This is a genomic window from Mesotoga sp. Brook.08.YT.4.2.5.2. (assembly GCF_003351125.1).
Taxonomy (GTDB): domain Bacteria; phylum Thermotogota; class Thermotogae; order Petrotogales; family Kosmotogaceae; genus Mesotoga.
In genome coordinates this window covers 32,365-54,525 of sequence record NZ_JPGZ01000032.1, presented here as the reverse complement: position 1 = coordinate 54,525, position 22,161 = coordinate 32,365, and the positions used below count along the sequence as shown (strand labels likewise).

The window sequence follows — 22,161 nt, the reverse complement described above, 5'->3', positions numbered from 1 at the left end:
GATAATCGTTCACCCGAAAACCGAGATACCTCCTCGACAAAAAAGAGATAATAAATATGATATATACTCTTCTATACGGAGGTGAACCGTGAAGATAATGATAGATATTGATGACATCCTATCGAACTTCAATCTTGCATTCCTGAAGATCGCGAATGAAATGTTTGAAGAAGTGCCAATGGATGTTGAGGTCAAGGTATGGGACTTTTGGAAAAGCGTGCCCAATCTCACTCTCGATATGGAAGAAAGGGTGTGGGAGAGAATTAGAAATACTCCGAACTTCTACGAGTTTCTTCCTCCATATGCAAGTCCCAAGGAACTGAAGCGGCTGGGTAGTCTTGTCGCCCAGGGCTGCCACGAATTCTACTTCATAACTTCGCGTTTTCCTACAAAAGGAAGAAGTGTTCAGCTGCAGTCTCAGAGATGGATTCAGAAGAAAATCGGCGAACCGGTATCGGTTATCGTCAGCTCCCGAAAGGGCGAGCTTTGCAAGGTTCTTGGCATCGATTATGCAGTAGACGATGCACCTCATCACGTAGAGAATCTGCTCGATCACGGAATCAATACATACATAATGGATTGGCCTTACAACAGACACATCGATCACAGACTCAGGGTGAAGAACCTGGGAGAGTTTCTGGACAGTGTTTTGGTCTAGTAGAAAACCGGAGGTGAGAGGTTTGAAAAAGATACTTCTTGCTCTTCTTCTTTCAGTCTTCTTAACTGGAAGCCTCTTTACAGCAACAACATGGGAAGATCAAGTCATTTACTTCATCATGATCGACCGTTTTTCAAACGGAGATCTATCCAATGACGACATGGGATATGGAGAAGCCGGTACCGACAACTCGCGATACAACGGCGGAGATCTCGCCGGGATAATCGAGAGGCTAGACTACATAAAGGGATTGGGCGCAACGGCAATTTGGATAACCCCACCGGTGGCCAATCAATGGTGGAATCCATGGGTGAATTACGGTGGTTATCATGGATACTGGGCCAGAGATTTCAGGATGATTGATGAGCATTTCGGTGACGTTGCACTCTACAAGAGACTCGTTGAAGCCGCCCACGATAAGGGCTTGCTGGTAATACAGGATATCGTTCCCAATCATGTGGGTGACTATTTTCGTTTCGTAGATGGACAGTTCGAACTCAACTCCGAAAGCGTCCCGACCTCTTCTCCCGAACAGCACCCCTTCTCACTAAACGATTTCAATAATCATAAGGATGAGAGCATTTATCACTGGACTCCCGATATCTATGACTTCAATGACCCTTATCAGAAGCTGAACTACCAGATGTCCGGTCTGGACGATCTCAACACGGAAAATCCTGTGGTAATCTCAGCACTCAAGGATTCTTTCACTTTCTGGATCGAAGAGGCCGATATTGATGGATTGAGGATCGATACAGTAATCTACGTTCCTCTAGAATTCTGGGACGAGTTTCTGAATGGTGAAGAAGGTATCTATGAAGCTGCCGCGAAGAACGGCAAACCTGAATTCATAGCATTTGGCGAGGCCTGGGTTAGAAGCGACCCCTTCGACGATGCTGGGGAAATGGTTATAAAAGAGTTTTTCGAAGCAGGAATGAATTCCATGCTGGATTTTCCGCTGAACATTGAATTGAGAAGTGTATTCAAAGAAGGGAAACCAACAGCGAATATCGGATACAGACTTGAGGCGCGGCAGAGCCACTTCGATCAAACCAGGCTACTGACTTTCATCGATAATCACGACATGGAACGATTCTTGAAAGGGTCAGGATTGGCAAATCTTAAACAGGCTCTGGCCTTCATTTTCACGATTCCCGGCATCCCGGTGATCTATTACGGCACTGAGCAAGGCTTTGTAGAAACTAGGGCAGCGATGTTCGCCGGAGGTTTTGAGTCTGGTGAAATCGACCACTTCGATTCTCAATCTGAGCTCTACAGATATATAAGCGAACTCGCAATGCTGCGACAGGAATACCCTGCGCTGAGGTATGGGGAGGTCAAAGTGCTAAAAACCGACCCCAATGGGCCTGGGATCTTTGTCTACAGCATTGAACATAACGAAGAGAAGATCTTTGTTTTAATGAATACTTCGGGAGAACGTAGGATTCTAGCTAATTTGGATACCGGCCTTGGAGTGGGTCAGTTAATCAAGCCGATTTACACTTTCAATTCGCTCTCCAAAAGCTATCCTGTCGAACAAGGCGGGAAACTCGTGATGACCATGAACCCACGCTCCGTCTACGTGGGAATCGCTTCCGAAGAAACTCGTGAAGTTGAGACACCTGAAATCAAGTTTAACGCGAACCTCGAGGATTTTCAGAGGATCGACTCAACTTATACTGTGACAGGAACAGCTTCGGGAGCCTCCTCCGCGCGGATAATATTCGACATGAGAATTGAAGAGGCAGAAGACATCGAAATAGTCAGCGGAGAGTGGTCTTACGAATGGGACATTTCGAAGTTTGACCCGGGAATCCATTCAATTCTATTCAAAGTCTACGGTGATACAAGAAGAGAATCGATCTACAGCGAAGATTACCGAGTGATTCTCGATATTCCGGAATTGCTTCTAGCTTCGATTCCAGATCCCGAAGGAGATGACTGCGGTCCGGAATGCAGGTACAAATATCCTACAGACATCACTTTCAAGAACCAGATGGACCTGCTAGAGGTTGAAGTCAAGCAGATAGGAGCTTCGATGGTTCTGGGGATTAGAATCAAAGATCTAACCGACTCATGGGGACCACAGAACGGATTTGACCATGTTACCTTCCAAATATTCGTAGATGATCCCAACAGAAAGGGATCAACCGACCTGCCGTTCCTAAACGCGACTATGCCTGACGGACTGGACTGGGATTACTTTATCTTCGCAAATGGCTGGTCAATAGTTGCGTATTCTTCTGAAGGTAGTGGCCCGAAGTCGTTTGGAACTCCCATATCCCTCACTCCACTGGTACAAACGAATAGAATGAATAACGAAGTAATTCTCAGGATTCCCGGCGAGACGGTCGGAAGACCAGAGAGTTTTGAAGGGTTCAACATCTACGTAACTACTTGGGACTTCGATGGAATCGAAGCGGTATATCGAGACATCTATCCTGAACCAAAGAGCTACCATTTTGGAGGCGGAAGCAAAGAAGACCCTTATATTATGGATGACATCCTTATAAGGATAGAATAGGAGGATAGAGAGAGGCCTAGATACAGCTTCGGGAGGAGATTATGCTTTTTTTGCTGATTGTGATTCTGGCCGTGATAGTCGCTGCTTCTCTAATAAGGTCGATGAGTCAGGAAGATGAAGATAATGGAGAGGACATACAAGAGAGCACCGAGATATCATTTAGTCAGCATGCCGTTTCAAGAATGGATGAAAGAGGAATTGAACCGGAGAGAATAAAGCGCATTCTCGAAGAGGGTCGCAGGGTGGAAATTGCCAATTACAACAGACTGAAAGTAACGGACGACGAAATCACCGTGATACTCGAAAAGAGACTCGCTAACTTCGAAGTTGTCACGGTATATTGGAATAGTGGCGAGCGTGAGGAATCGCTACTAGATGATTGACAAAGAGATTCGTGATTCATTAACCGAGCCATATGTTCAGGTTTCTTATGAAGATATCTTATAGCCTAAGACCCTCTCAGAAAGCGGGGATAAGATGGAAGAAAAGAAAGATAGAGTTGTTGAATTGTTAAGAGAATACATGTCTTTGCCCGAGGAGGAAGTCCCCAAGAGGCTGGTCTTCTTGAAGGAAGCAGTTTCGATCCTCAGTGATCAGGGGAAGACCCTTGCTGCCCACGAAATAATCGATAGAGAAATCAAGAAGTTCGATCACTTCGATTCTCTGGAAATGGCAGGTTTGCTGAACACAATGGTGAAACTGAGCGCGCTTGTCGGTAAATTTTCACAGGCAGTTGAATATTCGCGTAGAGCACAGGCTATCTGTGCTGAAAAAGGCGAAAAGGAATTGTATGCGAGAGTTCTCATAAACACGTCCGGACTTTACTTGAAGATGAATGATTTTGGCAAAGCTCTGGCCAATGTGAACAGAGCTTTGGAGATAGCAAGAGAGAATGGGGACGAGATTAACGTTGCATGCTGTTTAGACAATATCGCATTTATCACGGAAAATGGAGAGTATGAAGAATCGGGGATTCCAAACTTTGAAGAGGCAATAGAGATAAAGGAAAGGCTCAATATGAAGACTGAGCTACTGAATAGTTATCTCAATCTTGCCGAGCTGTACTACGAATCGGGGAGAAAGACCGATGCCAGAGAGCTTTTGTCCAGAGCGAAATCATTGGGTGAAGAAAACGAAGACCAACACGTTATTGCAGAGACGATGAAATACGAAGCCCGTTTCTTGAAAGGCGAGGGAGATTTCACCTCGGCAATGAGCCTGCTTGAGGAAGTCAGGGAATACCATCAAGAAAATGGAAACAAGACTGAATTGCTTGGAGTATTGAACGATATCTCTTCAGTGTATGAGTTGATGGGAAACTCAAAAGAGGCCTTGAACATGTTCAAACAGATAACGGAATTGAGCCGGAGTATTTTCAAGGAAGAACAGGCAAGGTCGATAGCCCAGCTGGAATCATCATTCGAGGCGAGGGAAAAACTCAGGGAAATCAACGACCTGGCAGAGCAAAACAAGAGACTTAGAACGGTCAATGAAGAGATATCGGAGAAAAACAACGAACTCCAGGAAATGAAAGCCAAGCTGGAGGAAATTAATAAGCTTCTGGAAAAGCAGGCGGAAACCGACCCATTGACCGGGCTGTTGAATCACAGGAAGATGAAATCAGTGCTGGACAGTGAGATTTCGAGAGCAGAGAGATACGAAACTCCCCTGACTATGATAATGCTTGATCTAGATGATTTCAAGTCCGTTAATGATTCTTTCGGCCATTTGAAAGGCGATGAACTTCTTGCCGACATCGGAGAATCTATAAGGTCATCTATCAGAAAGAACGACTTTGCCTTCAGATACGGAGGCGAAGAGTTCCTAATCCTCCTACCTTGCGCAGATGTGGAAAAGGCATCGGAATTCTACTCGAGAATGAAGAGATCCCTTCAGGAGAAGCTTGATATTGAGGTCTATTTCAGTGCGGGTGCAAGGCAGTGGAAAGGGGAGTCCTCGGACGAATTCATTTCCATTGTGGACAAATTGCTCTATGAGGCAAAAGCAAAAGGAAAAGACAGGCTTGAGATAAGTGAAGCAGCTATTTGAGAAAGGTGGATGAAATGAGTCAGAAAGATCACGAGAAGAGCTACACTGATTATTACGAGGAGTATCTTTCGAGAAATGAGTTAGCCGTTGAGGAAAGACTGGCGCTTCTCAGGAAGTTCCAGCAAGCTTTGACAAGCTCGGGAGAGACTCTCATCGCCTTTGAGACCGTAAGCAGGGAACTGGAGAAATTTAGAGGAGTAACCAGTCGCGAGATGGGTCTTGCATACAATGGTATGATTAGAATCAGTTGTCAATCAGGTGAGTTTTCAAAGGCTCTTGAATATGCTTCCGATGCAATTGCTATCTTCAATGAATTGGGAGAAGAAAAGTTACTGTCGATGGTCTACAACAACATCTCCGGTGTCTACTTGAAAATGGGAGATTTCGAGACATCAGTAGAATATTCTGAGAAGGCGGTTTGCCTTGCCAAAAAGAATAACGACGAGCTATCACTTGCCAAGTATCTAAATAACAAGGGAATTGCTATTGAAAACATCACGGAGGACGGTTCAGGTGTGCCGTTTATCCAAAAGGCAATTGAAATCAAGGAGAAGAACTCTCTTAAGGGAGATCTCCCCTCCAGCTATATGAATCTTGCCGACATCTTCCTTTATACCGGAAGAAAGAGCGAAGCAATTGATCTCCTAAGGAAGGCCCGTAAGATAGCAAGTGAAAACTGCGATGATTACTCTCTTGCAGATATATGCCGCTACGAAGCAGAGTATTACGAGGCGACGGGAGATCTAGACTCTGCTCTGGAAGCCCTTGAACATTCACTCGAATATCACAGATCGAAGGGAAACAAATCGGACATCCTTCACAGGCTAAAGGCCATCTCCAAAATCCAGGAGGCAAAGGGAGATGTTGATGGAGCTTTGGAAAAATACAGGGAGATAGCAAGACTAAATTCCGAGGTATTCAGGGAAGAAGAAGCCAGAGTGATTGCAAAGCTGGGAGCGACCTTTGCTACCGTACAGAAGCTCAAGGAAATAGAGGAGATGACGGAGAAGAACCATGAAATTGACGAAGCTAACAGGTTAATGATTGCGAAGAACAAAGAACTAGTAGAGGTGCAAAACCAACCGGAATTGGCAAATCGACTTTTGAAGGAGAGAACCGAGACAGATCCGTTGACCGGTCTTATGAACCAGAAGAAGATGTTTGAAGTACTTGAATACGAAATCAATAGAGCAAAAATGTACGGCGGGAGTCTCTCCGTAATAATGATTGACATTGACGATTTCAAGCAATTCAATGACACTTTCGGGCATCAGAAGGGAGACGAGATACTTGAGGCCTTTTCTTCACTTATCGCTTCCAAAACAAGGAGTGTCGACTATGTTTTCAGATACGGCGGAGAGGAATTTGTCATCTTGCTGCCTTCAACCGGTCTCGAAGGGGCCTTATCTACGGCAACCAGAATACTTGAGTCAGTGAACACATCAGAAGAATTGAAGATAACCTTTAGTGCCGGTGTTGCCGAGTGGAACCAGGAACGCTCTCGTGAGTTATTGCTGAAGACAGACAGATTGATGTACGAGGCAAAGAGAATGGGCAAGAACAAAATCCAATATCAGTAAGGCTTGCATCCGGGAGATGCACAATGAAAGACGAAAGATCGGTCGATGGGATTCTTAGAGAGTACAGAGTTTCTATGGAATGCTCTTTGAAGGCGATGAACCTCTACACGGAACTGGGCCTATCCTGACGATGCTAACGATGTGATTGGAAACAGTGAAGCGACCGCATCTACGTGGATGAGCTCGATAAGAGAATAGAATACACTGACAGAGCTATCCAATACTCACTGGCAAAGGAAAACTAGTTATCTGCATCCATATTAATGAAGAATTGGGGGATAATCCTCAACAGACTCGGGAAGAAAGTGAATAGATTGAGCTTCATTATCTGTCGTAGTAAAGCAATCCCATCTTAGGACACAAAGTACCGCTGTAGAGGAGGAGAAATGAGAGTCCTGTTTCTTGGCACCGCAGCTTACGAGGGCCATCCAAATGTCTTCTGCGACTGTGAAAACTGCAGAAAGGCGAGGCTGGCAGGAAATGAAAGCTTCAGGCTTACGGCTTCCGTATATGTTGACGACGATCTGCTCATCGATTTCGGGCCGAATATCATGTCTGGGGCTCAGAAGGCAGAGGTTTCTCTTTTTGATGTAAAAACTCTCTTAATAACCCACTCCCACTCAGATCATCTGTACCTTCCAAACTTCGGCTATAGAATGAACAGATACAATGCCTCTTATGACAGACTTCCTCGAATGAGCGTTCTCGCCAATTCTACCGTCCTCTCTCTCATTTCCAATTCAGTCTACTTTGACCCGGAGAAAACCGTCCTTCTCCAGGCGGAACCTTATGAAGAAATCGAGGTTAACGATTGTACCGTAATCCCTGTGCCTGCAGTACACAAAGTTAAAGAAGACGAGCAACCGTTTATATTTCTGCTCAAGAAAGGTGGGAAATCATTCCTTTATGCGACCGATACCGGCCCAATCGAAGACTCTTCATTCGGCCGTCTTAAAGACCTAATTGATAGTCCGATAGATATTGCAGTTGTTGATTCGACTTTGGGATTCATGAAAGAAGTGCTCTTTCCATATCACCATACTGCTGAGCAAGTAATCTCCACAAAGAACAGAATGAGGGAGTTTAGAATTATAGATGACAACACTCTGGTAGTCGCCCATCACTTTTCACACTATCCAAACCCGCCCAAGAAGGAACTTGAAGAGTTCTACAACCGCTATAAGGTTGTAGTAGCACACGACGGACTACTGCTAGACATATAATGCGACAGTTCATTTATTGCAGAATTATCGTCGCCTAACCAAATCCTGTCAGAAGAAGTCTTAGCACCCGTCAGTTATTTTTGGGCTTGAGCAAATTACCGTCGCCGTTAGTGCTCACCGACTCTGTATGATTTCATACGTCGATTTCTAAATGCCTAAGACAAGTCTAGCGCTTGAGGATTTCATCTACACCCTCGAACAATTCAACATCTTCCCTTTGCAGAAGATCAGAATAGAACTCCTCTTTACTTCTATTTCCAAACACATAATCAATGAAGCCATGTATCACACTGTATAGATAGTACTCTCCGCCATCCTTCATGAAGACACCCGTAAAATCCAAGAAGTTAGCAAGGGGTGAGATTTGATCAAGCATCGCAAAATCGGGATGCTTAGCATCAGGGATTATTATATGATAAGGCGGAACGCTGCTTGAGTTAATCAAATCGGCTATTCTTCCTGATTCCTCGCGTTCCTTCCACTTATCGGTCTCCATGATCAACGCTGGTATTTTTATACCTTTGCTTATCTCCCGCTCGTTCATAACAAAAAGTGCGGGATCAAAAGTCAACAGAGCTTTTATTCTTTCATCGTAAAGAGAAGCAAAATGAACAACTCCTCCCCCACCTGAATGACCAAAAGCAATCACTCTTTCGGTATCAAAGACGCCGGCCAGAACATGGTTGCTTTTGTTCAGTTCGACGAGCTTATCGATAACAAACGATAAGTCCTCTGCCATAAGTTTCATCGAAAGTCTTACTCCCTCCTCAAATGTCTCGGCTCCGGGGAGTTCCATGACTCTGTCTCTATTGAAATGGAACTGGGTACCATCGGAAAATTCAACAACGGATGCTCCGTATGGATGCTCAATCCCAATCACGACTATACCTCTGCTCGCCAAATACTCAGCAAAAGCAAAATACAGCGGTACGATAGCCGGAGTTCCCGGCGAGAGAATCACCGCTGGTAGATTCCTGGCATCAGCAGAAGGTACGGCATCTAAGAAGGAATTGGTCTTAACGGCACGCAAGTGTTGAAACAATATGGGAGGAAGATCGTAATTTTCAGCAAGGCTGTTCACAAAAACCGAGTGATTCCTGAACCACGGGCTTCTTCTGCTTCCCGAGGTATCGTCGGAGGGATACCAGATGTCTATTATCAATCTTCTGGACATTTTTGCATCCGAGAATGGATCGAGTCTTGTTTCATCGCTCAACTCAATTATCTTAAGTCCGACTTCGTACTTTCCACCAGGGTCGGGTACTTTGGTTGTAGGAAATAAATAAGCGAGAATTCCGATTGCAGTAATAGCGATTGCTCCAATAATCAGCGCTATATCTATGGTTCCACGAGTTCTACTCATGATATCACCTCTACCCAATTATATACAAAATTGATCGGAATATCGTGCGCTCGAATGATCGACTACCTTCAAGAAACTATCTGTAATCTGAGTTTGTTTTCAGTTTTGCAATGTTATAGTTGGTCTTGAGGAAGGCTATTTTCTTCCGGGGGAGTACTATGAGAAGATCATTGTCAACCGTCTTTTTCATTCTTTTGTTTCTTACCCTCTTTGCTGAAGTAAGGTACAAATTTGGTGGAGACACCGATTATCCACCTTTTGAATATGCTAATGACCGCGGAGCTCCGGTGGGATTCAACATCGATGTCCTTAGGGCAATATCTAGTGCTCTCGATTTTGACGTTGAGATAGAGCTAAGAGTCTGGACGAGCGCAAGAGCCGCTCTGGAGGACGGCAAAATTGACGGTCTGCTTGGAATGTGCTACTCGGAAGAGAGAGATATACTTGTCGATTTCTCTAATCCGCACATAATACTTCATGGCTCTATTTTCTCTAATAGGAAGACTGGCAGATATTCTTCTCTCAATGATCTTAGAGAACTGAGAGTTGCCGTTCAGAAGGGCGACTTAATGGACGAGCTTGTCTCTAGTGAGGTAGCTGGAAGTGAGATCGTGAGAGTCGAGTATCCCGAAATTGCACTCCGGATGCTCAATGAGGGACAGGTCGATGCAGTACTACTCGGTAAGATACAGGGTTTGTATTTGATTAAGGAACTTTCTCTAAAGAATATCTTGGTGTCAGAGGATCCTTTTGTAAGGCTAGAATACTGCTTCGCAGTGAAAGAAGGAGATGTAGAGTTATTGTCTTTACTTAACGAAGGTTTGGCGATAATTTCTTCGACAGGAGAATACCGACAGATTTACAACAAATGGTTTGGAGCCATTGATGCAAATGCAAGTAACAGTCCGTGGCAGAGTTTCCTTTTATTCGCCCTTCCCGCTGCTCTGATCATGCTCTTGGTGTTGGGCGGAAAGTATCTGTGGAACAGGACTTTGAGGAAAGAGGTAAGAGAGAAGACGGCATTTTTGAGCGCGAAACTCGCGGAAGAAAAATCAGTTGAGACTCAGCTCTCCCTATCTGTACAGAGATATAAATCAATGTCAGAGACTATCTCAGATTACTACTACGAAATTGACTTCTCAAATGACGGGGAAGACCACGAAGTCTGGAGAAGCGAAGCCTTTGAAAGGATAAGCGGGCACAGTCTTGATTCACCCGACCTTCAAGAACTGGACTGGGAATCAGTTATTCATCCTGAGGACCTTGATTGCTACAAAGGGCATTTTGAAAGCGTGAGATCTGGAAATGAAGAGAGAATTGAATATCGTATTGTAAGGAAAGACGGCGCGCTTAGATGGGTGAGCGAGTACTCGAAGCCAAGTTACTCGAAAGATTCCTCCAGAGTAAGAGGCATCCGAGGAGCGGTAAGAGATATCACCGATGAAAAACTTGTGAAAGACGAGCTGGAAAGAACAAAGGAGAAGGTCTCTAAGCTTCACGATATCGCTTTGAAGATGGAGAAATCAAACGAAGAGGACACGATCTTCCACTCGATCATTGATGCGTCGGCCAATATCCTCGGGATGGAAATGTTCGGTCTCTATCTCCTCTACAATCAGGAAATCGTCACCCTTGAGACGAAGGGCGAGGTGGCATCGATGCAGGGCTACCTATTCAGGAGCGGCATTTTGAGAGACTCTATAGAAAACGGGAATACTACCTTTATAAGTAACAGTTCACTCTGCAAAGTCATAACCGACTGCGAGCAATCGATCTTGGCGGTCCCGATGAAGAGTATAGGAGTTCTCGTCTCGTACCATGACTCTCCAATGAAACAGGAAGAGGTAAAGCTAGTCGAGATTCTTATGGCTCATGCAGTTGAAGCGATCTATAGAATTCGTTCAGATAAGGAGATTCACTATGTCACCTTCCATGACCCACTTACCTCCTTATACAACAGATCATTCTTCGAAGAGGAGGTCGAGAGACTCAATGTACAACGGCAAATGCCTATAAGCATCGTGATGGGAGATGTGAACGGACTGAAAATCGTAAACGATGCCTTCGGTCATCTAGAAGGTGATAGACTACTGAAGACTGTTGCAGACTGCCTGAAATCCTCCATGAGATCCGACGACATAATCGCCAGATGGGGAGGAGATGAGTTTATAATGCTGCTTCCTCAAACAGATACGCAGTCTGCAGAATCTCTTGTTGGCAGAATCAGGAAAGCCTTGAATCGGATAACGGGCTTCAGTCTTCCTATAAGCGTCTCCTTTGGAATCGGAACGAAATTCGATGCTGATCAGGATTTTCGCGAAGCTCTTATCTCCGCTGAAGAAAGAATGTATAGAGACAAACTCCTGAACAACATATCCATGAGAAGCAGAACGGTCCAGGTGCTAGAGAAGAGTTTGCTTAACAAGAGTTATGAGACGGAAGAACATACGGAAAGGGTCAAGACTCTCAGCAGGGATTTCGGGAAGTTCATCGGATTGTCTGAAGCCGAACTCGATAATCTTCTGCTCCTTGGTGCTCTGCACGATATTGGAAAGATAGCAGTTCCTGAGGAGATACTAACTAAAGCGGGCAGTCTGACCTCTGAAGAATGGAAGAAAATCAAGTCCCATCCCGAAGCCGGATTTAGAATAGCCCTCTCTTCGCCAGAGCTGGTGGGAATCGCGGATGAGATCTTAAGTCATCATGAATGGTGGGACGGCTCAGGGTATCCCCGAGGACTGGTTGGCGAATCAATTCCGCTTCTGGCAAGAATGATGTCAATAATAGACGCTTACGACGTTATGACAAGCGGAAGGCCGTACAAGCACCCGGTATCCTCTGAAGAGGCAATAGAAGAGCTGCGCAGATGTGCTGGGAAGCAGTTCGATCCAGGGCTGGTTGATTCCTTCGTCAGTTTCTTGAACGTATAACGTCGTTCATTTGAGCGAGGTTAGTTCTCGATAAGCCTCGTAGGCTCGAGGTCGCGGGTACGGGTGTGCAGTAAGAAAAGAGATTCTTCGTTTTGGAGCGAGAATCTTTTCTTCGTTCCTAGACAAGGTGACAGATCATTCAATTTTCTGAACAACCAAGAGCTTTCATCTGAAGCGGGCCCAGCGCTAAAGGATCTTCTTGTCTCCTCCGCCCTAACCACTACGTCGGCTTTCTACTCTGTATATGGATCGGCTATAAAACAGTTGAAAGCACTTTCTGCGGCTCGCGATCATTCAGTAGGTTTTGTGCTCTCCAGAAGTCTCAGCTTTCTTCTTGCCTCTTTTATCCCCAGTTTCTTAAGAATGTACTTACCCAAAGCGTACTCAAGAGGGAACCAGGAAACATGCCCAGTAGGCACTATATATCTTTTCGGTCGGTCGAAGGCCTCCCACAACTGTTTTCTCGTCTGTATCGGAAGAGTCTTGTCAAAAAGCGCCTCGATCATGGTCACCTTATTGCTGTCGTTGAACCGAGCATATGCAATAGGATCTATCTTGAACAGGGGGTGGAGGTCGGATTCTAGCAGCTCGGAGGCACTCTTCATTTTCTTGACTGCCAGAGAGTCTTCTTCGAATCTCGCGTTCAGTCTCTTCTCATCGTTCAAATACCCTTCTTCACCCGAACCGCTTCTCAGCGACCGGCGAACAGATTTCAGCACGGGGGACTGCCACATAATCCTGGCGATGTTGCCGCCGACAGTCATTAGAATCAAGTTGTTAATTCTTTTGTCAATTGCACTTACTATTGTGGAGACCATACCTCCAAGACAATATCCAAATAGACAGTTGTTGTCCCACCAGATATTTTCTTGCTGGAGCAAGTCGATGGTTGTCATAGTATCCACGACGGCCTGTTCCCAGAATAGCGTCAACCTTCTTAGATCTGGCGAAAAGAAGTCCTTTCCGCTGGTAGAACCACTTGCCGTTCTCGTATAATTTCCCGGAAGTATCATCACGGAGGCTTGCAGACCGGCACTTGCCAAATGGCTTCCCATCCAGAAGAGGAATGGGATATTGACAGTGCCCAAGCCGTGAAGTATCAGTATCGAGCCAACGGCACGTTCTCTTGGGGAAAAATGATATACCTCGACGTTTTCGGTTCCCTTCGTGCAGTTCTTGTACAGAGAAGGATACTTTATGATAGAACAACGATAGTGTTTGCCTTTGAATATATAACCACTGGAAAACTCTATCTTCTTCTTCTCGTATGAGAAATCGGGGTTCATCTGCATACTATCATACCCCTAGTACAGAAACTCAGGCTTTCCATCTCATCGGTTAGCACAAGCGCCGCTTTAGAATTCACGGAAATGTCCCGCAGAACTCTGACAAGAGCATCAATTGAAACCGGATCCAGGCCAAGCAGAGGTCTGACAAATACGTAGAGATCACAGGCCTCAAACCTCAAATGGGAGAGCTTAACGTCCTCATCACTTACGATTCCGGCAAAGCCGTCTATCTCTTCAAGACCTGCAAGAAAGCTCTTCACGGACACTACACTCTCTTTGTTTAGAATGTAGCTTCTTCTAAGCTTTTTGGTCGATATGAAGCTGCGTGCTTTCTTCAGCATTACTTGAGAAACGAGTCCGCTGTTCTTCAAGGTTGCTGAGAAATACTTCTCTGCATCTGAAGAAGGTCCTCTGGAACCAAATCTTTCAAAGAAGCTCTTGGCCTCCCTGAATATCGGAACCGCATTTTCAGAAAACGGATCCTGCCGCGTAATTGCCCGGGTGAGTTCCCTAATAATCTCAGAGCTACCACAAAAAACATGGATGAGCTCGCCCCTACTGATTTCCAGATCCTTACCAGTACCAGCGACATTCCCGATTTCGATCAGGGGTTCTCCTTCAAAAGGAGGAATCGAGCGATCGTTTGAAGCCCCGATTCTCCGAAGTATCTCCCCTCTGTCGAGCGGAACCGGGAGATCTACAACTGTCGAATTCTCTATGAAAAACAGTCTATCCGCCTTCTGCATTATTTCGGGATCTGGGGTTGCAACAAGGACCGATGCTCCCCTATTCTTGACATCGTTTATCATTTTGAGCAGTCTTTCCTTGTACGGGCTGTTCAGCACGGAGAAGAGATCGTCAATCAATAAGACCCTTGGTTCTGAGAAAGCTGCAATCGCAAACTCAAGCAAGGATTGGTCATCTGCTGAAAGTGATGAGACTTTTGCAGAAGGTTCATACTCCAGGCCGACTTCCTTAAGTAGTCTAGAACTCTCTTGATTCATTTTCTTTCTGCTGATTGAAAACTTTCCACTTCCGAGGAAGATGTTCTCTGCAATCGTGAGGTCTGGAACAAGCATGTATTCCTGATATACTGCACTAATACCGATGTGTCTGGCATCGACTATAGACCGCAGCTCAACCCGCTTCCCATCGAAAACAATCTCACCATTATCCGGGCTTATGTCACCACTAAGAATCTTAATGATCGTCGACTTCCCAGAACCGTTCAGTCCGCCTAAAACTGTAAGCTGACCACTATCTAGATCTAAATCGACGGCTTTAAGAACTTTCTTTCCTCCGTATGACTTTTCTATCCCTCTCGCCTCGATAACTCTCATAGGACTTCAGCTCCAACTAGAAATCTTCTCCGCCCACTTCTTCCAAGACCCTCGAAGATTATTGCACAGTTATATACTACCAGATGAGAACTCTGCTCATCACTTTATGACGGGAACAAACAGATGCATCCTGCTCTTCTTGTCAACCATTAGAAGGTAATCGTCTCTTATCAAAAGGTAAATCGTAGAGTTACTCATTCTCGAAAGAACAGACTGGAGCTTCCTGGGGTCGACTTGAACGGCAAACTCCTCACCGTCAAATTTCCCGATCTCACACTCATATCGAAGACTTCCTGCTTTCAGAAAGAATCTGATCCTTTTCTTATCTGAGATCATCAGAATGGAGAAGCCTTGTTTGGAAAGTCTGACAATCTTTCTCAAAGCCGACAGAAGAGCCCTCTTCTGTACCCCGACTCCTCCTTCGACTTCTTTGAAAAGAAACGCAGGCGGTACGGGAAAACCAGTCTCGTCGGTGCATATGGAGAAAAGCAGAGGTCCCGCCTTTAATCCGAGCTCGGAAATACCTGTACCCGCATCGAGCTCTTTCGTCGACAACAACTCCAAAGACTTAACAAGATGCCTTGTGGTCACGTACTGTAAAGAAAAATGAAAGTCTGTTCTTGGTTCGTTTCTAAGCATTGAGAGAAGGATTGCTCTACCTGCAGAAGCAGCGAGTACAGTTTCACTTCCTTTGGAAAAAATCTCGATAGTATCTCCTTCCTGTGAAGCTGCAGATATGAAATCCAGAGATTCGTTGAATTCCTTCAAAAGAAAGCGAGAGGAGTACTCGAACTTCCTCTCCATCGAAGGAATGTTCTCGCCTCGAGCCTTCTGCAATGTGAGCACTTCTGAATCTGTTCTGATTTCAATGTTGTCTCCGTCTGAGGAGAAGATTATGTTTGACTCCTCGTCAGAGCTCTTGAGAACCCTGGCGTAGTCAATCGGTATCGAGAATACTCCGGTGAAAGGCGTGATTGGAAGCCCGGAAGAAAACTCAAGCTTCATACAACCATCGGTCGCGAAGAACTTCAATCCCCTCCTGTAATAGATCTGGAAATAGCGGAAAGAAGGCTCAACGGACCCCGAAACTCTTCCAAAGAGATCGATCAACTTTGCAAAATCGGAAGAAGCCAACTGGAAATTCATTTCTTCCCTCAGAACAGCCTGATCTGTTCTTTCTCGGCAAGACCCTTCAGAGCGCCGTGCTTTCTGAGCATTTCAACGCTGGTCTTGTTCAGAGCAGTTCTTCTTATCAGATCCTCCACTGAAGAGAATACTCTTTTTTCTCTCTCCTGCTCAATAGACCTCGCCGCCTTGTCTCCCATGTTTTGGAGCCTATTGAAAGGTATTCTGAGCGATCTCCCTTCAATCAAGAATCTCGTTGGATGCGATTTCATCAAGTCGACGTTCAAGAAGCCAAATCCCCTGAGTAACATTTCCATCACTACCTCCAGGAGAGTCTCTTTTGCCCTGTCTTTGACGTTCCTTTCTTGATCACCTCTAAGTCTGATAATCTCTTTCTTGATCGTATTGACGTCCGATGTACAAATATCTATGTCGAACTCTCCACCCTTAATTGAAAAATAGGTGCTGTAGAAGGCGAGGGGATAGTGTACTTTGAAATACGCCACTCTGTATCCCATGCTAACATATGCAGCGGCATGGGCTCTTGGAAAGAGATACTTGATCTTCTTGCATGAGTTGATGAACCATTCGGGAGCGCCACTTGATCTCACTTTATCTTCATCGTCCCTGTTGAGACCCTTTCCCTTTCTGACCTTTTCCATGATCTTGAAGGCCTCCTTTGGATCCATTCCCTTAGCAATCAGGTAGTTCATTATATCGTCGCGACAGGCTATAACATGAGAAAGTGAGGCTTGTTTCGAAGTAATGATGTCCTTAGCGTTATTCAACCACACATCAGTTCCATGGGAAAGACCCGATATTCTTACCAGTTCGCCGAAACTTGAGGGTCTTGTATCTGCAAGCATGCTCCGAACAAAAGTCGTGCCGAACTCGGGGATTCCCAGGGTGCCCATGTCGGTTCCAAGCTCGTGGTATTTCACTCCCAGAGGTTTTAGTGAAGAGAAGATCGCCAGAGTCTCAGTATCATCCATTGGAATGCTTTCTGGATCAACTCCAGTTATGTCCTTCAGCATCCTGATAAACGTAGGATCGTCATGGCCTAGAGCGTCTATCTTAACCAGATCATCATGAATTACCTCATATGCGAAGTGAGTTGTCAGCGTTGAACTCTTTGTATCGTTTGCGGGGTGCTGAACCGGTGTGAAAGTATGAACGTCCATGTCTTTCGGCACGATCATAAGACCACCGGGATGCTGACCAGTTGTTCTTTTTACTCCTACGATGCCACGCGCAATTCGCTCCTGTTCAGCCCTTCTAAGCGTTCTACCGCTCTTTTCAGAATAGGCCCTTACGAACCCAAAGGCCGTTCTTTCAGCTAGAGTAGAGATCGTTCCTGCTCTGAATACATGGTCTCTGCCAAACAGTTCTTCTATAAAGGCGTGGGCCCGTTCCTGGTACTCTCCAGAGAAGTTCAGGTCTATATCTGGCACTTTGTCCCCCTCAAATCCCAGGAAGGTCTCAAAAGGAATGCTCTGGCCATTCTTTGCCATCTCATTCCCGCAACCCGGGCATTCCATTCTAGGAAGATCATAACCGGATTCGAGATCGGTTTCAGGAAAGATCGACTTGCCACATTCGGAACAGAGATAATGTGGTGGAAGCGGATTTACCTCAGTTATTCCGATTACATTGGCCACCAGGGAGCTTCCTACTGAACCCCTTGAACCGACCACGTAACCTTCCTCATTGGACTTTGCGACCATTTTCTGAGCGATGAGATACAAGACCGCGTAGCCATGACCGATTATTGCGTCAAGCTCACGACTGAGCCTCTTTTCGACGATTTCCGGCAGAGGATTTCCATACAACCGTTCGGCATTCTCAAGAGCCATTCTCCTTACTTCTTCTTCTGCGCCTTCTATTACTGGAGGGTGTAGCTTCCCCTCAATCGGAGTCACCTCCTCGATCATTGAGGAAATATACCTTGAATTATCGATAACCACTTCCTTTGCAATAGCCTTGTCTTCGAAAATATCGACTGCTTTGTTCATCATCTCCTCCGTTGTATGGAGATACAACGATGGTTGGTTCTGAAAGTTATCGTAATCCTGAGCAGCATTTATTGCGGCTCTATAAATGTCATCATGTGGATTTATAAAGTGCACATCCCCAGTCATAACTACAGGAATGTTCAGTCTCTTGCCAACTCTGTAGAACTCACGGTACATCTTGGTCAATGTGTCTCTCGACATATTGGTCTCGCCCTCGCTAGTGTCAATATTGTCTAGTGGCATAACCTCAATATAGTCGTAGAATTTCGCAATTTCCTCCAGCTCTTCGGTACTAGCGCCACCGATAAATGCTTTGGATAGTTCACCCGAGACACAAGCGCTACCTATCAGAAGCCCATCTCTGAAATCAGTTAATAGGCTCTTGGGAATCCTCGGCTTCATATAGAAGTACTTCGTGTGAGAGGCTGTTACCAACCTGTATAGATTTTCGAGACCCTTCTTGTTCTTGGCCAACATACTTACATGAACCGGCTTAAGAGAGTCGAGATTTTGGTTCTTTCTCAGTTTTTCAAGCTCGCCAACGCTCTGAATCCCTCTCTTTTCCGCCAGCTGAATGAACTTCTTCAGGACTTCGGCGGTAACCTTTGCGTCCTCGTAAGCCCTGTGATGATCAAAATGTCCAAGTTTGAGGCGCTTCACAACGTTATCTAGTGAATAGCTCTTGGATTTGAATAAGCTTTTTGCAAGGGCAAGCGTATCGACGCATGGCATCTCCCAATCTCCTCCGAAATGTTTCTTAACAGAGTTGCGGACGAAGCCGTAGTCAAAGGAGGAGTTGTGAGCAACAAGTATGCTTCCCTCAGTGAACTTTACAAATTCGGGGAGCACTTCTTTGATCGAACGAGCATCGGAAAGCATGTCTTCAGTTATTCCCGTCAAACTAGAGATCAGAGACGAGAGTTCTCTTTCAGGCTTAATAAAAGATGAGTATGTCTCAATGACTTCGCCGCCTCTCATCTTTACCGCACCGATCTCAATTATCTCATCTTCCTTTGGGTTGAGACCCGTCGTCTCGAGATCAAAGACAACGAACAAAGCTTCATCTAGAGATGAGGTGTCTTCGTCTATGTTCATCGTTATTTGCTCTGAATCGTTTATCATGTAACCTTCCATACCGAAAATAGGCTTGATTCCATTCTTCTTAGCTGCAAAGTAGAACTCCGGCACTGACTGAACTACCCCATGATCAGTCACGGCAGCCGCGTCATGTCCCCACTCTCTGAAAGTGTTCACTAGCTCTTTGACGTCAACAACTGAGTCCAAAGCACTCATCTTGGTATGCAGATGCAATTCCACACGCTTTTCGGGAGCATTGTCAACACGCCTTGAAAGAGTCGTTCTGTTGATATCTCTGGGAATCAGAACCTCGTCTTTAATCCACGTATCGGTTTCCATCTTCCCTCTTATGGTAAGCTCATCGCCTTCGCGGAGCTTTTCGGAGAGGGAACGAGCATTTTCACCGATAAGTTTTACAGTAAGAGAATCCGTGTAATCAGTTATGTTGAACGTAAGAATGAAGAGCTTTCCGTTTCTCGACTCCAGTCCAAAGGTCTTACCACTGACCACTACATCGGTCTCGTTTCCAAGAACCTCTTTCATTTTCTTTGAGACAGCTCTTATTTCTCTTCCTATCAGAACCAAATCAGCCTCACCGGAAGAGACCTTGCTCTCTCTTTCAACTTCGGGATATGAGGAATCTTCGTCAACGGTCAGCTCCTCGTCCTCACGGATATCTAGAACTATATCAAATGGTATGGTTCTCTCGCATACCTTTTCGATCGCTTTTCTTAAATCGTGCTTTTTTGAACTGATTCTCTGAAATGAAAACTGATCGTGAACAGTGATCAGAATTCTATTCTTCTCGAACACCATTTCGGAAGAAGCAAGGTATGAAGATGCGCCGTTGGTGAGTTTGAGTATCTCTCTGAACTGCTCTTCAGTTATCCTCGAAACTTCTTTCTCTGCACCTGCGGTCTCAAAATCTCCAGGTTCAAATGAAAGCCTAACAGAAGAACCGAGAAGTCGCATCGCTTCTTCACGAAAGGTAGATTCTAGATAATGTCTCACGTCTTCGTTTACCTCGCAAGAGAAATCGATCGAGACCTCTCTTGATGCACAGTCAATAGTTATTCCAGATATTTCAATACCCCCACAGTCAAAGGCTGGATCGGACTTCAACACTCTTGAAAGAAGTCTCGAAATAGGGAGCTTAAGATTCTTCATACAAAGTTTCATGCCTTTCGAACACCTCCGGGAAACTTCCTCGCCGCAAGGTGGCACCATGCAACAGCTAAGGCGTCAGCGGCGTCGTCGGGCTTTGGGTTTTCCTTCATCCGCAAAAAGGCCTTCAGAGTTCTTTGTACCTGTCCCTTTTCCGCTCTGCCATAACCTGTGACAGCAAGTTTCACCTGGTGAGGAGTGTATTCGAATATGGGAACTTCATGTCTTCTCATAGCGAGGAGAATAACGCCTCTCGCTTCACTAACCTGTATTGCAGTCGTGACATTCCTGAAGAAGAATAGCTCCTCGACTGCAGATTCATCGGGTCCGTATTCCTGAAGCAGGACTTCCAGTTGATCGTGGATCTTCAGTAGTCTGTCAGGGATAGGTTCATTAGGCTCGGTCCTGATCGCCCCATAAGATACAAGCTCGATCCTTGAAGATCTCATCTCGACAATACCGTATCCAACAGTACCAAAACCCGGATCAATTCCCAGAACCCTCACACAAGCCGGCAATTACCAGCACCTCCAAAAAAATCAAACCATCATTATAGAAAAACAGAATTGAGTACAAGTCCCCTCAGATTAGAATCGCAAGTTCATTCTCTCATCGGCTTCCCGAAATTTCAAATGCGAAACCGGCATCGCGTGCTAAGATCAGTTTGACCAAAAATCCGGTGATAGTCTTGAAGTTACTGCCCTGAATATATTCTAACCGCACGCAGCCTGAAAGAAGTTAAGCAGATATTGATTGGAAGATCTTGCGGGTTGCTGGACTATTATGAAACATGCATCTTGAGAGATACACCCTAAAAAAGAAGAGAGCCCCTAAGGACTCTCACTGGCGGGGACGACGAGACTTGAACTCGCGGCCACCGGTGTGACAGACCGGCATGATAACCAAACTTCACCACGTCCCCGAACAGATAAGATTTTACATTACTCGCATCTTTCTGTCAATAGCCCGATATGCCGTGATGATATTGCTGTTAATTGAGAAGGCCAAGCAATAACTACGGGGAAATGAAGCGATTCGATATGAAACACCCGCAAGCAAATCGGGATATGGAAGAGAAAATTATCGTCGGGAATTGTTCACCAAATCCTGGAAAGACTACGAATCGTTTAATATGTTTTTTATGACTCCATTCGTACACATACCACGTAAGATACATTCTATCGCGTAATTATCGTAATAATTTTGCATATTACTGTGACAATCTGCGATTTAGGTAACACAGGAGGGCTATTCGCGAATACTTAGTGCTTATCATATCTAATTTACTTAATTACTATTTTTCTATATGACATATATAATGATATTATTTCAGTATCGTAACTACATAGAAAGTAGGGAACTCCGATGTTGAAGTGGTGTTTTTTGATTCTTCTTTCGTATTCCTGTCGGTTTTGACATTTGGACTAACTGGCGTGCGATTACAGGAGTAGAGGACCCAGGTTGCTATTTGTATGAATGCGATTGTTTCTGGTATTCAGAGTTTTCCTACAGCAAAGAGTTGATAATTAATACGAGACTTGTACCCTACGCAGTATATTGCTGTATTTCTACAGAAGCACGTCATTACGACGCAAACAACAACCCTTTGAGTGTATATGCAAGCGCTTACGGAGAATGAGATACTCGATTGACGCAAGTCCGTGGAGCTGGGAGTACGTGGATGTTGACTGCGAAGGATTTGGCGTAGCCAGCTGCAACAAATGCACAATAATGTTCTATTTCTTCCAAATCGAAGATGACTTTGAAGCCGAAGCTGTGAGTGAAAGTTGTTTTTGCTCCGATCTTTGACATATGAATTGAGGAGGT

Annotated in this window: 14 protein-coding genes and 1 tRNA gene; 8 read left to right on the top strand and 7 right to left on the bottom strand. The window is 45.1% G+C overall.

Annotated features, from left to right (window positions below):
* Positions 1 to 97: 97 nt before the first annotated feature.
* The 6 genes from Q502_RS08455 to Q502_RS08430 all read left to right on the top strand — a co-directional run bounded on the left by Q502_RS08455 (position 98) and on the right by Q502_RS08430 (position 8,034).
* Positions 98 to 658: a 5' nucleotidase, NT5C type gene (locus tag Q502_RS08455; RefSeq protein ID WP_243392450.1), complete on the top strand. Its 561-nt coding sequence runs from the start codon at positions 98 to 100 to the stop codon at positions 656 to 658.
* 22 nt (positions 659 to 680) lie between these two features.
* Complete coding sequence (locus Q502_RS08450; RefSeq protein ID WP_099830943.1) at positions 681 to 3,182, top strand: alpha-amylase family glycosyl hydrolase; 2,502 nt, start codon at positions 681 to 683, stop codon at positions 3,180 to 3,182.
* 41 nt (positions 3,183 to 3,223) lie between these two features.
* Complete coding sequence (locus Q502_RS08445) at positions 3,224 to 3,565, top strand: DUF4258 domain-containing protein (RefSeq protein ID WP_099830942.1); 342 nt, start codon at positions 3,224 to 3,226, stop codon at positions 3,563 to 3,565.
* A 94-nt stretch (positions 3,566 to 3,659) separates the two neighbouring features.
* Positions 3,660 to 5,231: a tetratricopeptide repeat-containing diguanylate cyclase gene (locus Q502_RS08440; RefSeq protein WP_099830941.1), complete on the top strand. Its 1,572-nt coding sequence runs from the start codon at positions 3,660 to 3,662 to the stop codon at positions 5,229 to 5,231.
* A gap of 14 nt (positions 5,232 to 5,245) precedes the next feature.
* Positions 5,246 to 6,811, top strand: a complete 1,566-nt coding sequence (locus tag Q502_RS08435) for a GGDEF domain-containing protein (protein ID WP_099830975.1) — start codon at positions 5,246 to 5,248, stop codon at positions 6,809 to 6,811.
* 386 nt (positions 6,812 to 7,197) lie between these two features.
* Positions 7,198 to 8,034 carry an MBL fold metallo-hydrolase gene (locus Q502_RS08430; RefSeq protein WP_099830940.1) on the top strand — a complete coding sequence of 279 codons (837 nt, stop codon included), beginning with the start codon at positions 7,198 to 7,200 and terminating at the stop codon, positions 8,032 to 8,034.
* 166 nt (positions 8,035 to 8,200) lie between these two features.
* On the opposite strand, the gene Q502_RS08425 is transcribed toward Q502_RS08430, so the two are convergent.
* Positions 8,201 to 9,397: a hypothetical protein gene (locus Q502_RS08425; protein ID WP_099830939.1), complete on the bottom strand. Its 1,197-nt coding sequence runs from the start codon at positions 9,395 to 9,397 to the stop codon at positions 8,201 to 8,203.
* A 158-nt stretch (positions 9,398 to 9,555) separates the two neighbouring features.
* Between Q502_RS08425 and Q502_RS08420 the strand changes: the two genes are divergently transcribed.
* On the top strand, positions 9,556 to 12,327 hold the full coding sequence (locus Q502_RS08420) for an HD domain-containing phosphohydrolase (RefSeq protein WP_099830938.1): 2,772 nt from the start codon (positions 9,556 to 9,558) through the stop codon (positions 12,325 to 12,327).
* Between the two features lie 290 nt (positions 12,328 to 12,617).
* On the opposite strand, the gene Q502_RS08415 is transcribed toward Q502_RS08420, so the two are convergent.
* The 6 genes from Q502_RS08415 to Q502_RS08390 all read right to left on the bottom strand — a co-directional run bounded on the left by Q502_RS08415 (position 12,618) and on the right by Q502_RS08390 (position 21,256).
* Complete coding sequence (locus tag Q502_RS08415; RefSeq protein ID WP_099830937.1) at positions 12,618 to 13,619, bottom strand: alpha/beta hydrolase; 1,002 nt, start codon at positions 13,617 to 13,619, stop codon at positions 12,618 to 12,620.
* Positions 13,610 to 14,956, bottom strand: coding sequence for an ATP-binding cassette domain-containing protein (locus Q502_RS08410; RefSeq protein WP_099830936.1), 1,347 nt, complete (start codon positions 14,954 to 14,956; stop codon positions 13,610 to 13,612). The genes Q502_RS08415 and Q502_RS08410 overlap by 10 nt, the downstream gene beginning before the upstream one ends.
* A gap of 99 nt (positions 14,957 to 15,055) precedes the next feature.
* Entirely contained in the window at positions 15,056 to 16,102 is a 1,047-nt protein-coding gene (locus Q502_RS08405) for a hypothetical protein (protein ID WP_099830935.1), read from the bottom strand.
* A gap of 8 nt (positions 16,103 to 16,110) precedes the next feature.
* Positions 16,111 to 20,349, bottom strand: a complete 4,239-nt coding sequence (locus Q502_RS08400) for a PolC-type DNA polymerase III (RefSeq protein ID WP_099830934.1) — start codon at positions 20,347 to 20,349, stop codon at positions 16,111 to 16,113.
* The gene (gene ruvC / locus Q502_RS08395) at positions 20,346 to 20,840 is read right to left on the bottom strand and encodes a crossover junction endodeoxyribonuclease RuvC (RefSeq protein WP_180977914.1); all 495 of its coding nucleotides are present in this window, start codon (positions 20,838 to 20,840) and stop codon (positions 20,346 to 20,348) included. Before ruvC ends, Q502_RS08400 begins: the two co-directional genes overlap by 4 nt.
* 338 nt (positions 20,841 to 21,178) lie before the next feature.
* Positions 21,179 to 21,256, bottom strand: a tRNA-Asp gene (locus Q502_RS08390).
* A 713-nt stretch (positions 21,257 to 21,969) separates the two neighbouring features.
* On the opposite strand from Q502_RS08390, the gene Q502_RS14695 reads away from it, so the two are divergent.
* Positions 21,970 to 22,143 (top strand): hypothetical protein, encoded by a 174-nt coding sequence (locus tag Q502_RS14695; protein ID WP_258001752.1) that lies wholly within the window; start codon positions 21,970 to 21,972, stop codon positions 22,141 to 22,143.
* Positions 22,144 to 22,161 lie beyond the last annotated feature (18 nt).

What these genes read in the sequence shown, in the direction of transcription:
- Q502_RS08455 (WP_243392450.1), top strand. Translation starts at nt 98, where the DNA reads ATGATAGATATTGATGACATCCTATCGAACTTCAATCTTGCATTCCTG.
- Q502_RS08445 (WP_099830942.1), top strand. Translation starts at nt 3,224, where the DNA reads ATGCTTTTTTTGCTGATTGTGATTCTGGCCGTGATAGTCGCTGCTTCT.
- Q502_RS08440 (WP_099830941.1), top strand. Translation starts at nt 3,660, where the DNA reads ATGGAAGAAAAGAAAGATAGAGTTGTTGAATTGTTAAGAGAATACATG.
- Q502_RS08435 (WP_099830975.1), top strand. Translation starts at nt 5,246, where the DNA reads ATGAGTCAGAAAGATCACGAGAAGAGCTACACTGATTATTACGAGGAG.
- Q502_RS08430 (WP_099830940.1), top strand. Translation starts at nt 7,198, where the DNA reads ATGAGAGTCCTGTTTCTTGGCACCGCAGCTTACGAGGGCCATCCAAAT.
- Q502_RS08425 (WP_099830939.1), bottom strand. Translation starts at nt 9,397, where the DNA reads ATGAGTAGAACTCGTGGAACCATAGATATAGCGCTGATTATTGGAGCA.
- Q502_RS08420 (WP_099830938.1), top strand. Translation starts at nt 9,556, where the DNA reads ATGAGAAGATCATTGTCAACCGTCTTTTTCATTCTTTTGTTTCTTACC.
- Q502_RS08415 (WP_099830937.1), bottom strand. Translation starts at nt 13,619, where the DNA reads ATGCAGATGAACCCCGATTTCTCATACGAGAAGAAGAAGATAGAGTTT.
- Q502_RS08410 (WP_099830936.1), bottom strand. Translation starts at nt 14,956, where the DNA reads ATGAGAGTTATCGAGGCGAGAGGGATAGAAAAGTCATACGGAGGAAAG.
- Q502_RS08405 (WP_099830935.1), bottom strand. Translation starts at nt 16,102, where the DNA reads ATGAATTTCCAGTTGGCTTCTTCCGATTTTGCAAAGTTGATCGATCTC.
- Q502_RS08400 (WP_099830934.1), bottom strand. Translation starts at nt 20,349, where the DNA reads ATGAAACTTTGTATGAAGAATCTTAAGCTCCCTATTTCGAGACTTCTT.
- Q502_RS14695 (WP_258001752.1), top strand. Translation starts at nt 21,970, where the DNA reads ATGAGATACTCGATTGACGCAAGTCCGTGGAGCTGGGAGTACGTGGAT.